The organism is Actinokineospora sp. (assembly GCF_052390155.1).
Taxonomy (GTDB): Bacteria; Actinomycetota; Actinomycetes; order Mycobacteriales; family Pseudonocardiaceae; genus Actinokineospora.
On sequence record NZ_JBQTHF010000006.1, the window covers coordinates 177,271 to 189,830 of the forward strand.

Below are 12,560 nucleotides of genomic sequence, written 5' to 3' on the forward strand. Positions count from 1 at the left end.
TGGGTCAGACCAGCGGTAGCTCGACGTTGGCCGACTGGGCGGGTTCGCTGCCCAGCAACAGGAACAGGAAGGTCTGCCGGTCGGTGCCCGCGAGCCCGATCAGCTCGTTCATCCCGACGTTGTCGAACCCGAGGACGGCGCCGCAGCCGATGCCCAGCGCGGTCGCGGTGAGGTAGGCGGCCTGGGCGACCGCGCCGACCTCGGAGTTGATCAGTCGCAGACCGCGGTTGCCGTAGTGCGCGAGCATCGGGTCAAGTCGGGCGGAGATGGCCAGCACCGCGCCGACCTCCTCCAGGTTGTAGTTCCGCAGGAAGTAGCTGCCCTGCAAGAACCGGCCGACAGGCTGCGCCACCACGCGTTCGAGGCCGTGGTCGGCCGCGCGGTAGTGGTACGCGCCGGGTGGCAGCGCGTCGATCCGGTTGGCCACCAGGTGCAGCCCGGTGAGCGCGGGGCTGTCGACGTCGGTGACGTCGGACCGGTAGCGGGCGGCTGACGCCATCCTCGCCAGCACGGTGGCCACGTCCGACAACGGCAGCGCGGCGCGGGCGAACGTGCCGAAGCTGGAGTGTCGCTTGTGGAGCAAGTCGGCGAGATCGGTGTCCATCCGCAGGTCGCAGGTCCGCGCGGGCAACGGGATCAGCGCACCCGCCCGCTCATCGGGGTCGAATCTCGGCACCGGTGGCCGGGGCTCGGCGCGCACGACGGCGGCCCGGTGCACCCGCTCGACCTGAGCGAACCGCAGGACCGTGCGGGACCGCTCGAAGCTGGGCCTGCGCGGCGGGCGCGGCGCCGTGTCCGCCAACGATCCGGCCGCGGTCAGCGCCGCACCTCCCCCGGCGGCGGGCGGTGCGGTCCGGGGCAGCGGGACGACGGCGAGCACGCTCTCGTCGTCGGTGTCGAGCCCGAGAACCGCGTCGAGCGCCGGGTCGGCGAACCAGAGCACGCGCTGCCACGGCCAGTCGAGGCCCGCGGCGACGAACTCCCAGCTACCGAGCAGCGCGCCGAGATCCTGGGTGACCACGTGGTAGCAGAAGCTGTTGTACTTGAACGAGTTCTTCCAGAACCGCACCGAGACCAGCAGGTAGTCCGCCGCGCCGCCCGGATGGTCGAGCAGCGCCGCGCGGACCCGGTCGACCGCGTTGCCGGTGGCGAGCCGGTCGAGCGCGTGGTGGGCGGTCGAGTAGTGGTAGACGCCGGGCAGCAGCCCGTCGCGGCCCGCGGTCACCAGGTAGACCTCCAGCGGGTACATGCCGCCGCCGGACGCGGTCCCACGGCCCCAGTTCGTTGTCGGGTAGTGCATCCGGTCGTGCACGTCGTGGTTCCAGTTCACCCGCAGCCGCCGGTCGAGCACCCCATAGGACAGTCCCAACAGGACTGACAGCCCGCCAAGATCCCAGTCCGCGTGCCCAGGGTTCGCCGGGGAATCCCGCAGCGGCCCCAACCGCACGCCCGCGGACCGCGCGAGCGGAATCCGGGCCACCTCGCGGTACACCTTGTGCCGGGACGGCTGGTCGGCCCAGTCCGGTTCGAAGTTCAGCGGCGGCAGGGGTTCGCGGCCACGCCGGAAGACCGCTTCCGCGTAGTCGCGCGCGATCCGGGTGTCGGTGAGGGACATCGCTGGCGGCTCCTACGGGAACGGGTGGGGATGCGGGTTGCGGCCGGTCGGCGTGGCCGGGTGGCCGGGCGCACCGCCCTGACCGAGCCCGCCGTCGAGGAACGCGTGCAGCCGGGGGTGGTGCGGAGCGCGCTGCCGCAGCCAGCCGAAGTCGATCGGCACCAGCCCGGGCGCGATGACACCGACCGTGTGGGCGCCCGCGAGCCGCTGCTCCGGGCAGGTCTGGTCGATGGCGATCACGTCGCTGCCGGTGCCGGCGATCAGCCGCACGAGGTGGCGCACGTCGTCGGCGAGGTCGAGGGTGGCGGGCCGTTCGGCGAGCCACGACCGGTAGAGCTCGTCCATGCCGACCAGCGGCGGGTCCTCGAACAGGTAGTCGGCGTGCCGCGCCATCTCGGGCAGCCCGTACAGGAGTTGGTGGTCTTCCAGTTCGGCGAGTCGCACGTAGTCCTCGGACATCGCGCGCAGGCGCTCGGTGTGCCGTTCCACCCGGTGCGGCAGGCTGGGCACGTACGACGCGACCTCGCACACCGCGGCCCGCACGGCGTCGTCCGGGTCGAAGCTCGCGCCCGCGGACAGGCACAGGGTGCCCGGACCGCCGTCGCGGCGTACCGCGACCGCCAGCACGGCAGGCACCGGCAGGTCGATCCGCATGTCGAACAACCGGATGTCGTACCCGTGCAAACCGACTCTGTCGATCATGAAGTGCACCCGGCGGTCGCGGCAGGTGGCCGGGTCGAGTTCGGCCAGTTTCGCCTTGCCGTACCAGGCAAGCAGGAACGCGTCGCGCTCGACGAGCTCCAGCATCCCGTGCAGCAGCGCCTCCTCGGTGCTGCTGCCGCCCGCGCAGCCGTTCGAGGACTCCTGGACGAACTTCTTCAGCTCCGGCCGGTGGTCGAGGAAGTAGGCGACCTGTTCGGCGACGAGCAGCGGGCGCTGGTCGCGCAGCGAGAAACCCCACACCCAGGGGATGACCGAATCCGACCGGAACGGCTCGTAGAACGCGCTGAGCGACCGGTAGGACTCCGCCGGGTAGGTCGCCCAGCCGGTCGGGTCGAGCACCGGTTCGGCGAGGTTGTCCATCGCGTCGAACACCTCGACGCGCCTGCCGCGCGGCCGTTGCCCCGCGAACCGCTCAAGCCCTTCGAGGACGCCGATCACCTCGCTGTCGCGGTAGTTGCCCGCGTGCCCGCCCCACCCCATGTCGTGCAGCCCGTACTTGCTGCGGACCCGGAAACGGCCGCTCACCGGGGCGGTCGCGGTGTCCTGGTGTACCCGCATCGGCACGGACCCGAGCGCGCCGCACACCGGGTTGGCGTACGGGTTGACCGGCACCGCGAGGTCCCTGGCGCCGATCTCGCGGTAGTCGTCGACCGCGCGCTTGGCCCGCGGCCGCACCTCGATGACCGCCGCTTCGGGCGTGTCGGCGACCGGACGCGCGCACACCGGGCAGTCCGAGTCGGCGACCAGCGCGTGCCTGCTGACCCGCAGCGTGTCCAGCACCAGCGCGTGCACCAGCCCGCGGCCCGCGGGGGCCGGTTCGGCGCGGACGGCGAGGTAGATCCGCCACATCGCCTCCAGCGCGAACGCGGTGAGCTGCGGCACGGGTCCGGCGGCCACCGCCGTGCCGCCGGACTCCAGGGCGTGCCGCTCCTCGACGGGCCGGATCACCTGCCAGCGGCGGTCCAGGCACCGCGGGCAGGGTGCGCCGGGCGGGTCCGACGGCCCGGACGCGGGCCCGAGGATCGCCACGTTGCCGTAGAGCCGAATGGGGAACACCGGCACCGGCGGCCGCTCGGCCGGTCCCGCGCCGAGCAGGTCGGTCAGCCCGAGCAGCCCGACGTCGGGAACCGGGGCCGCCTGGTCCGCGCCGATGCGCTCGGCGAAGTACCGCCGGACGGCCGACACCGTCTGCCGCGGCACGCCGATCAGCCGCAACTCGTGCTGCAACTGCACGGCTGGCTACAGCTACACCAACAACTGCAACTGCAGCTCGCGCCGGGCTCCTCGCTCAGCGCCAGCTCCGCGGTGACGACATCGTGGATCTCGAAGGTCTCCGCTTCGAGCTGGCGCAATTCCGTCGACAACCCCACCATGGTCGGGTTTCCTTTCGCTGATCGCGACGAGACGACAACCTCAGCCGGACGTGCTGCTGCAGCTTGTGCTGCACCCGCAGGTGCTGGAGGTGCTGCAACTGCAGCAGCTCGAACAGCTACCTTCGGCCGGGTCGGCGTTGAGGGCCAGTTCCGCAGCGGACACGTCGTGGATCTCGAAGGTCTCCGCCGCGAGCTGGTGTAATTCGGTCGGCAAAGCCACCATCATGAGCCTCCTTGGCTGTGGGGGTGTCAGCCGCAGCTTGAGGTGCTCGAACAGCTTGTGCTGCAACCACAAGTGCTGGACGTGCTGCAACTGCAGCAGCAGGCTTCGACCGGGTCGGCGTTGAGCGCCAACTCCGCGTCGGACACGTCGTGGATCTCGAAGGTCTCCGCCTCAAGCTGGTGCAGTTCCCTGGCCAGTACCGACATCGTCGGTCTCCTCTCGTTATCGCCGTCTCGTTCAGTAGGAACAGTTCGTGCAGCTATGCGTGAGGCAACTGCAGCCGGAGCAGTAGCAGGCGCAACTGCTGCAGCAGCTACACCAGCCTTCGGCCGGGTCGGTGTTCATGGCCAGCTCCGAATTGACCACATCGTGGATCTCGAAGGTCTCGGCTTCGAGCTGGCGCAACTCCTTCGCCAACGCCACCATCGTCAGTGTCCTTTCTCGGAATGAGCGGGTGTCCACAGCAGAACCATGCCGGTGACGATGGCGTCACTGGCGGCGATGTCCGGCGGGGTGGTGTCGACGAACAGGGCGGTCCGGCCCGCCGCGGCCAACTGGGCGATCATGTCCGCGGCCGTGGTCGCCCGCCGGGGGCCGCGCCCGCCCCGCGCGAAGTCCAGCCCAGGGTCGAGGTCGGCGAACAGCGGATCGCCGAGGTCGGGCCGGGCTCGCTCGAAGTGCTCGACCTGGATCCGGCCGAGCGCGTCGCGCAGGGCGGCGCCGACCGCGCCGTCCCAGGAGGCGCCGGTCCCGATCGTCCACAGTGGAACACCGGCGGCGCTGTCGGTGACCGCGATTGCCGCGTGACCGGGCCGGGCACCGGGCAGCTCGAAGACCTCGACCGCACGGCCGAAGTGGCGGAAAGACTTGAGCAGGAAGGAAAGCCGCTCGACCTCGCACAGGTCGTCCTCGGCGATGTGGCACACCGGCGCGGTCGCGGCACACACCGCGCGCAGCGCGTCGAAGGCGAGCGCGTTGCACAGGCCGTCCAGGATGGCGGCGGCCCGGCCGACTCCGGCGCCGGTCCCCGCCGCCGCCCGCTCGACGAGCAGGTCGTCGTTGGCCGCGGACAACGGGAACGCCGCGGCCAGTGGCACCAGCACCTCGGCGCCCGAGTCCAGCGCACGCGCACCGACCCAACGCAGGTGCCGCCCCGGCGTCCAGGGTGCCGAGCGGGTCGACAACTCGGTCGGCTCGGCCACCCGGTGCCCTGCGCCCGCCAGTTCGGCGGACGTGCCGCCGCGCACTCCCGGGCGTGGTCCGGGCAGCCTGCCCGCGTAACAGGTCGCCGCCCTGCTCAGCAGGGTGATCCGCGCGGCCAGCACATTGTCGATGTCGAACGCGGTCAGCTCGCGGGCGGGCGCGGACCCGACCGGGCCCAGTCGAACCCGGGCGATCTTGAGCGGGATCTGCTCCAGCGCGTCGTCGGCGTACTCGCCGACCACGCCCGCGTGCCTGCCGACCAGCACACCCACGCGCTGGTAGACCTGCTCGTCGTCCAGTTCGGCCACCACGGGGTCGGCCTCGGCGCTGCCGGTGGGCGCGCAGGCCGGGCAGGCCGGGTGCGCCAGCAGTCGCTCCCTTGTGGACTCCAGGGTGTCGGCGTCCTGCACCACCACCGCGCCCGAGGTGTCGGTTTCCAGGCCGCACCGCCGCCGGAAGACCTCGAACGCTGCCGCGCCGCCGATCATGCGCGCCACGTTGCCGCTGTGGATCCGGCGCTCGGCAGCGCCACCGAGCGCCACTTCGCGCCAGGCCGCCGCCGCGTCGGTGGCGGCCGCGTTGACGGTGAGCCGCAGCAGGGCGCAGTGCCAGCAGGGCAGGCCATCGGCGGCGGCCACGGTCGGCCCGAGTACGACCTTGTCGCCGACGACCACGACCGGGATGAAGGCGGTACCGGACCGCAGGCAGCGCTCGTTCAGCTCGGCCGCGGTGCGCAGGTCGCCCGAGTCGCCGCTGTACACCACCACGTCGAAGTCCCCGGTCGGCGCCGTGGCGCCCGCGGGCAGCACCCGCACCTCGGGTGGACACGGCGCGAGCCGCTGGGCCTGGTCGGCCAGCAGCGGCGCGTAGGGCTGCTCGGCGTCGGCCGGAGCGACCGTCAATGCCGCCAAGCCGTTGCGCAGTAGGCCATCCGCCGCTCCGAGCAGCGCTTCGCCGGAGCCGATGAGCAGCACCTGGGTGGTCCGGTACCTGGCGAACCGCGTGGGCCCGTCGCCGTCCGCCATGTGGTCCACGAAGCCGATCTGGTCGCGGAACAGCTCAGCCATCTCGGCGGGCAACCGCTCCGGCGGCGAGTCGGTGGCGCAGTCGCGGGCGACCCCCCGGTCGATCAGGGTCCGCACCAGTTCCACGACCGTGTCCACCTGGGCGTCGTCCAGCCCGTCGCACAGCTCGCCGAGCGTGTGCTCACCGGTCAGGTAGGGCCGCAGCGTGGTGATCCACCGGTACGCGGTCGTGCCCTTGACGAAGAACGACCGGGCCGGGTTGCGGAAGTAGACGCCGTCCACCGATTCGATGAAGACCGTGTCCAGCTTCAACTTCGGCCGCACCGCCGCCATCGCCGACCGCTGGTCCGCTGGTTCCACTATGTCCACTATGGACACCGAGTCGTCCACTATGGACATCGACGCCTCCTCGATGGTGGCCTGCTGGTCACGACGCAGAATGTCGGTCGCGGCACCCCGGCCACCAGACCGGCGACAAATATTTCGATGTGGCGGGTCCGCGTCTCGACGCGGCGATCGGCGGGCGCTAACCTCGCCCGCGCCGTCATCCGGCAGGCTGTTTGCGAGCGTTCTCGGCCGGGCGCGCGCTCACCCGGATGTTGTCCAGCAACAACAGGACGGCCCGCACCGACGGCAGGACGGACAGCCCCGCCGAGGTGAGCCGCATCCCGTTGCAGCTACGCAGGAAGAGCCGCACACCCAGGTCGTGTTCGAGCGACCGGATCTGATAGCTCACCGTCGGCTGCGCGTACCCCAGCTTCAGCGCGGCGAGATCCATCCGGCCCAGATCCGCGGTCACCAGGAACGCGCGCAGTACCCGTTCGTCCACTGGCTCCTCCGCGTTCCTGCCGGGTCGGCGCACCCGAGACAGGAACCCTAGAAACCAGCGCACCCGGTGCGGCCCCGAGCCGGACACGCCCGGACGGCGCCGGACAGCGGTGTCGGATCAGCCTGCCACGTCGCCGACGACCTGGGGGATCTCGAACAGGTTGCCGGTGTCGCCGGTATGCAGGAAAGCGACCTTGCTCGCCTGCTCGACTCGCCCGGTGCGCACGTGGTCGAGCAGGCCGGCGAAGCCCTTGGCGGTGTAGACCGGGCCGAGGAAGACGCCGTCGGACACGGCGAGTTCCCTGATCGCGGCGACTCCCTCGGGAGAGGGCACGGCGTAGTCCTCGCCGATGAACCGTTCGTCCACATCGATCTCGGCGCGGATGGCGTCGTCGGCGGGCACCTCGGCGCCCAGCAGGGTGAGGATGTCCTTGACCCGGTCGACAATCAGGTCCACGTTCATCCAGTCGCCCGGCTGGTAGCCGCAGATCGCGATCGACCGGAACCGCACCGAACTGCCCGTCATCAGCTTCGCCGCGATGAGCCCCGGCAACGCGGTTCCCGTACCCGCCGTGTGATAGACGTAGTCGAGTCGGACGCCGGACGCTTCGGCCTGCTCGATCATCTCCGTGAACGTCAGCGCGTGCCCGACGAACCCGTACGGGTGCGCGCCGCCGGTCGGCACGACGAGCACGGTGTGGCCCCGCGCCTCCAGTTCGGCCTTGCGGGCGCTCATCGCGTCGGCGACCCGCTGCTGCTCCTCGGCCACGTCCCAGTAGGCGCCGCCGCGAGTGGGCAGGTAGTGCACCTCCACGTCCATGATCTTGTTGAGCAGCAGGTTGCCCCGGTACTCGGTGAGTTCGCCGTGGCGGGCCTCGTCGCGGGTGAGGTACAGGATCGGCGTCAGACCGGCGGCTCGGCAGGCCGCGGCGAACTGCATCCCGGAGTTCGTCAGGTAGACGCCCTGGGAGATGACGTGGGTGACGCCGTCGGCCAGGGCCTGCCCCAGGATGAACTCGGCCAGGCGGGTCTTGCTGCCGCTCAGCGTGCCCGGCCCGGCCATGTCCTCGCGCTTGAGGAAGAAGTCGACGCCGTAGGTCGCCGACAGGTTGTCGAGGCGGTGGAACGGCGTCGGGTAGAAACCGATCCGCTTGCGCGGCAGTTTCGCGACCAACCGGTCCAGTTCGGCGCCGTCCATGACAGAACTCCCCGTGTTCGAGTGGCGGTTGGGATGCTGTTCATGCTTCTCGGGACCTCTGCATAAGCACAAGCGAACATCTCTAACAGGAACATTAGGTAGACTGATGTTCATGGCCGGCCGGATCGACCCTCGCCTGCTGCTCACGCTGGAGACCGTGGTCAGGCTGGGCACGTTCGCCGCCGCCGCCGCGGACCTGGGCTACACCCAATCCGCGGTGTCCCAACAGATCGCCGAACTCGAACGCCAGGCCGGACTGCGGCTGCTCGAACGTCGGCCCGCCCGGCCCACCCCCGCCGGGGCGGTCCTGCTGGAAGCCGAGGCGGCGGTCCGCACGGCGATGACCCGCGCGGCCGCCGAACTGACCGCGCTGGACGACGGGCTCGCGGGCGAGGTGCGGCTGAGCGCCTTCGTCTCCGCCGCCGCCGCCATCGTCCCCGCGGCCCTGGCCCGATTCCGCGAGCGGCACCCCGGTGTGCGCGTCACGCTGAGCCAGCAGGAAACCGACGCCTGCTACCAGGGCCTGCTCCGCGGCGACATCGACCTCGCCGTCACCTTCGACTACGACCGGTTCCCCCAGCCCGCACCCCACGGCGTGCGCCGCACACTGATCGGCCGCGATCCCGTCGTGGTCGCGCTGCCCGCCGCGCATCCGTTGGCGGCACTGCCGTCGGTGCGCCTGGCCGACCTGGCCCACGAGGCGTGGATCGGCACCCCCGTCACCGGCACCCAACTCGACCTGCTCGCCGAACTGGCCCGCTCCCCTGGCTTCCGACCACAACTCACCTTCGAAGGCGACGACTTCCGCACCGTGCTGGGCCTCGTCGCCCACCACCACGGCATCGCCCTGCTGCCCGCGCTCGCCCTGACCGACCCGGTCGAGGGCACCGTGGCCCGCCCGATCACCGAGGAACCCCTCGTCCGGTTCCTCCACACCTGCCGGGTCGACACCGCCAGGACCGCGAACATCGTCGCCCGGCTCGAACAATGCCTCGCGGCGACCGCGGCGGGGCTGACCACCGACCATGACTGGACGGACTTTTTGAACCCCGATTAAGGTGCACGCAACACCTAGATGACAGCCAGGTTAGGGGACCCGGGATGGACCTCGGACACGCCGACGCGCGGGTGGTCGTCACCGGCGCGGGCGCCAACATTGGCCGCGGGATCGCCCAGTGCTTCGCCAGGGAGGGCGCCCGCATCCTCGTCGTCGACATCGACGCGGAGCGGGCCGAGGCGGTGGCCGAGGAGGCGCTCGGCCTCGGGGCGGCGGACGCGCGCGCGCACGCCGTCGACCTGACCACAGAGGGCGCGGGCACCGCCGTGATCGCCGCGTGCGTCGAGGCGTGGGGCGGCGTGGACGTCCTGGTGAACAACGCGGGCTGGAGCGAACCGGGGTGGTTCGCCCAGCAGACCGACCGCGGACTCTGGCGCAAGACCGTCGAGGTCAACCTGTTCTCGGCCATCGACTGCACCCAGGCCGCGTTGGGCCCGATGCGCGCGGCGGGCGCCGGGTGCGTGGTCTTCATCTCCAGCGACTCCGCCTTCGGCACGATCCGCCAGGGGATCTACGGGGCGACGAAGGCCGGGATGATCGCGCTGGCCAGAACCGTCGCCCGCGAGCACGGCAGGCACGGGATCCGGTCGAACGTGGTCGCGCCCGGTCTGGTCGTGCCGCCCGACGACGCGCCGGTCGGTGCGCACAGCGTGTGGGCGGCGGGCACGGACGCCCTGTTCACCGCCGACCAGGTCGAGTCGGTGGTGCGGACCCAGGCCCTGCGCAGACTCACCACGCCCGACGACATCGGCCATGCCGTGCTGTGGATCTCCTCACCGGTCGCGGCACGCCAGGTCACGGGCCAGGTGGTGGCGGTCGGCGGCGGCTCGACGATGCCGTGACGACCGCCGCCGGTCGGCCAGGCCGACGACGTCACGCCTGGACCGCGACACCGCCCGCGACCAGTGCCTCGGCGTCGAGTCCGGCCTGCCGGAGCACCTCCATCGTGTGCTGACCCGGCGCAGGCGGCGCGGCGGGCGGCGCGACCGGATGCGCCGAGAACCGCGGGGCGGTCCCCGGCTGCAACACCCCGTCGACCTCGACCAGGCTGCCGCGTTCGGCGATGTGCGGATGCGCGGCGGCTTCCCGCAGACTCAGCACCGGTGCCACGCAGGCGTCGGTGCCGTCGAACAGTCGCGTCCACTCGCCCTGGGTGCGCCTGCCGAACGCCTCGGCCAGCGCGGCACGCAGGGCGGGCCAGTGCTCGGGCACCTGCTGGTCTGCCGGGTCCACGTCGAGTTCGAGCAGGCGGACGAGTTCGGCGTAGAACTTCGGCTCCAGCGCCCCGACGGCCATGTGGCGCCCGTCCGAGGTCTCGTAGACCGCGTAGTACGGGGTGCCGCCGTCGAGCATGTTCGATCCGCGACGGTCGACCCAGCGGTCCGAGCCCAGCAGCGAGTGGATGGCCGCGAGCAGGTGCGCGGCACCGTCGACGATGGCGGCGTCGACGACCTGGCCACGTCCGGTGCGCCCGGCTTCCAGCAGGGCGGCGAGGATGCCCATGACCAGGTAGGTGGAGCCGCCGCCGAAGTCGCCGACGAGGTTCAGCGGGATCCGCGGCGGTCCACCCGCCTCGCCGATGGCACCGAGCGCGCCGGTGATGGCGATGTAGCCGATGTCGTGGCCCGCCGACGACGCCAGCGGCCCGGCCTGGCCCCATCCGGTCATCCGGCCGTATACCAGCTTCGGGTTGTGCGCCCACACCGCATCCGGCCCCACGCCGAGCCGTTCCGCCACGCCGGGACGGAAGCCCTCGACCAGCACGTCGGCGCGCGCCGCGAGCGCGAGCAGCGTCCGCACGGCTTCGGGCCGCTTCAGGTCGAGCACGATCGACCGCTTGCCGCGGTTGAGCACATCCGCCTTCGGGAGACCCGCCGCTGTCGGCCGCTCGACCCGGATGACGTCGGCGCCCATGTCGGCCAGCGCCATGCAGGCGAACGGGCCCGGACCGATCCCGGCGAGCTCGATCACGGTGGTGCCCGCCAAGGGGCCGCGGGCGTTCTGCCGATCCGTCACGAGGCGCTCCCATTTTCATCGAGATTGAACGGCGGCTACCACACCCGCCACAGTAGAGTGCTGGTAAATTCTATCTTCGATTAAGGACGGGGCGCGCCCGGTCGGAGGAAGGGACCCGCGACGATGAGACGCACGCTCTACACCGACGACCACGAGCAGTACCGCGACACAGTCCGCGAGTTCCTCGGCCGCGAGGTCGAGCCGCACTTCCTGCAGTGGGAGGCGGACGCGCTGATCGATCGCAAGGTCTTCCGCGCCGCCGCCGAGCAGGGCGTCTACGCGCTGGCGGTCCCCGAGCGGCACGGCGGGGCGGGCGAGACCGACTACCGGTTCCGGCTGGTCGTCAACGAGGAGATCGCCCGCATCGGTGCCACCTCCTTCGGTATGACCCTCGCCCTGCAGGACGACCTCGTGGTCGCCTACCTGCTCGACCTGACCAGCGAGGAGCAGAAGCAACGGTGGCTGGAGCCGTTCGCGAAGGGCGAACTGCTCGGCGCGGTGGCCATGACCGAGCCCGGCACCGGCAGCGACCTGCAGGGCATCCGCACCACCGCGCGCCGCGCCTGCGACGGGCCGGACGCCGACTGGATCGTCAACGGCTCCAAGACCTTCATCAGCAGCGCCATGAGCGCGGACTTCGTCATCACGGCCGTGCGGACCGACCCAGAGGCGGGCTCACGCGGGTTCAGCCTGCTCGTCATCGAGCGGGACACGCCCGGCTTCACGACCGGCCGCAAGCTGGCGAAGGTCGGCCTGCACGCCCAGGACACCGGCGAGCTGTTCTTCGCGGACGCGCGGGTGCCCGCCGCGAACCTCATCGGCACCGCGGGCCACGGCCTGATGCACCTGATGAGCCACCTGCCCCAGGAGCGGCTCGGGCTCATCGCGTCCGGTTACACGGCGGCGCGCGCGGTCTACCAGAACACCGCGCGGTACTGCTTCGAGCGCAAGGCGTTCGGCCAGGCGATCGGCGACTTCCAGAACACGCGCTTCGTCCTCGCCGAGATCGAGACCGAGCTCGACGTCGCCGAGGCGTTCGTGGACAAGAGCGTGCTGGCGTTCAACGCGGGCGAGCTGACGCCCACCGACGCCGCCAAGGGCAAGTGGTATATCACCGAGCTGCAGAAGCGCGTGGTCGACCGCTGCGTGCAGTTGCACGGCGGCTACGGGTACATGCTCGAATACCCGGTCGCCCGCGCGTACGTCGACAGCCGGATCCAGACGATCTACGGCGGTACCACGGAGATCATGAAGGAGCTGATCGGGCGCGACATCGCCAAGCGCAACCAGCCGTGAGCC

At 71.3% G+C, this 12,560-nt stretch carries 12 protein-coding genes; 4 read left to right on the forward strand and 8 right to left on the reverse strand.

Annotated elements, in window-relative coordinates; genetic code table 11:
- Window positions 1-4 precede the first annotated feature (4 nt).
- Together ACT4N7_RS03025 and ACT4N7_RS03030 are read right to left on the reverse strand one after the other, a co-directional pair.
- The gene (locus ACT4N7_RS03025; protein ID WP_444826999.1) at window positions 5-1,615 is read right to left on the reverse strand and encodes a SagB family peptide dehydrogenase; all 1,611 of its coding nucleotides are present in this window, start codon (window positions 1,613-1,615) and stop codon (window positions 5-7) included.
- A 12-nt stretch (window positions 1,616-1,627) separates the two neighbouring features.
- Window positions 1,628-3,571, reverse strand: a complete 1,944-nt coding sequence (locus ACT4N7_RS03030) for a TOMM precursor leader peptide-binding protein (RefSeq protein WP_444827000.1) — start codon at window positions 3,569-3,571, stop codon at window positions 1,628-1,630.
- On the opposite strand from ACT4N7_RS03030, the gene ACT4N7_RS03035 reads away from it, so the two are divergent.
- Window positions 3,557-3,913 carry a hypothetical protein gene (locus tag ACT4N7_RS03035; protein ID WP_444827001.1) on the forward strand — a complete coding sequence of 119 codons (357 nt, stop codon included), beginning with the start codon at window positions 3,557-3,559 and terminating at the stop codon, window positions 3,911-3,913. The genes ACT4N7_RS03030 and ACT4N7_RS03035 overlap by 15 nt on opposite strands.
- A 47-nt stretch (window positions 3,914-3,960) precedes the next feature.
- On the opposite strand, the gene ACT4N7_RS03040 is transcribed toward ACT4N7_RS03035, so the two are convergent.
- The 5 genes from ACT4N7_RS03040 to ACT4N7_RS03060 form a co-directional block, all read right to left on the reverse strand.
- Window positions 3,961-4,140 (reverse strand): thiazolylpeptide-type bacteriocin, encoded by a 180-nt coding sequence (locus tag ACT4N7_RS03040; RefSeq protein WP_444827002.1) that lies wholly within the window; start codon window positions 4,138-4,140, stop codon window positions 3,961-3,963.
- Window positions 4,141-4,171: 31 nt separating this feature from the next.
- Window positions 4,172-4,357: a hypothetical protein gene (locus ACT4N7_RS03045; protein WP_444827003.1), complete on the reverse strand. Its 186-nt coding sequence runs from the start codon at window positions 4,355-4,357 to the stop codon at window positions 4,172-4,174.
- A 5-nt stretch (window positions 4,358-4,362) separates the two neighbouring features.
- Complete coding sequence (locus ACT4N7_RS03050) at window positions 4,363-6,561, reverse strand: TOMM precursor leader peptide-binding protein (protein ID WP_444827004.1); 2,199 nt, start codon at window positions 6,559-6,561, stop codon at window positions 4,363-4,365.
- A 145-nt stretch (window positions 6,562-6,706) separates the two neighbouring features.
- Window positions 6,707-6,991 carry a LysR family transcriptional regulator gene (locus tag ACT4N7_RS03055; RefSeq protein ID WP_444827005.1) on the reverse strand — a complete coding sequence of 95 codons (285 nt, stop codon included), beginning with the start codon at window positions 6,989-6,991 and terminating at the stop codon, window positions 6,707-6,709.
- A gap of 117 nt (window positions 6,992-7,108) precedes the next feature.
- On the reverse strand, window positions 7,109-8,188 hold the full coding sequence (locus ACT4N7_RS03060; protein WP_444827006.1) for a 1-aminocyclopropane-1-carboxylate deaminase/D-cysteine desulfhydrase: 1,080 nt from the start codon (window positions 8,186-8,188) through the stop codon (window positions 7,109-7,111).
- A 112-nt stretch (window positions 8,189-8,300) separates the two neighbouring features.
- On the opposite strand from ACT4N7_RS03060, the gene ACT4N7_RS03065 reads away from it, so the two are divergent.
- Together ACT4N7_RS03065 and ACT4N7_RS03070 are read left to right on the forward strand one after the other, a co-directional pair.
- Complete coding sequence (locus ACT4N7_RS03065) at window positions 8,301-9,245, forward strand: LysR family transcriptional regulator (protein ID WP_444827007.1); 945 nt, start codon at window positions 8,301-8,303, stop codon at window positions 9,243-9,245.
- 44 nt (window positions 9,246-9,289) lie between these two features.
- The gene (locus ACT4N7_RS03070) at window positions 9,290-10,087 is read left to right on the forward strand and encodes an SDR family NAD(P)-dependent oxidoreductase (protein ID WP_444827008.1); all 798 of its coding nucleotides are present in this window, start codon (window positions 9,290-9,292) and stop codon (window positions 10,085-10,087) included.
- 31 nt (window positions 10,088-10,118) lie between these two features.
- Here ACT4N7_RS03070 and ACT4N7_RS03075 read toward each other — a convergent pair whose 3' ends face one another.
- Window positions 10,119-11,261, reverse strand: coding sequence for a CaiB/BaiF CoA transferase family protein (locus ACT4N7_RS03075; protein ID WP_444827009.1), 1,143 nt, complete (start codon window positions 11,259-11,261; stop codon window positions 10,119-10,121).
- A 123-nt stretch (window positions 11,262-11,384) separates the two neighbouring features.
- On the opposite strand from ACT4N7_RS03075, the gene ACT4N7_RS03080 reads away from it, so the two are divergent.
- Complete coding sequence (locus ACT4N7_RS03080) at window positions 11,385-12,557, forward strand: acyl-CoA dehydrogenase family protein (RefSeq protein ID WP_444827010.1); 1,173 nt, start codon at window positions 11,385-11,387, stop codon at window positions 12,555-12,557.
- The last annotated feature ends 3 nt before the right edge of the window (window positions 12,558-12,560 follow it).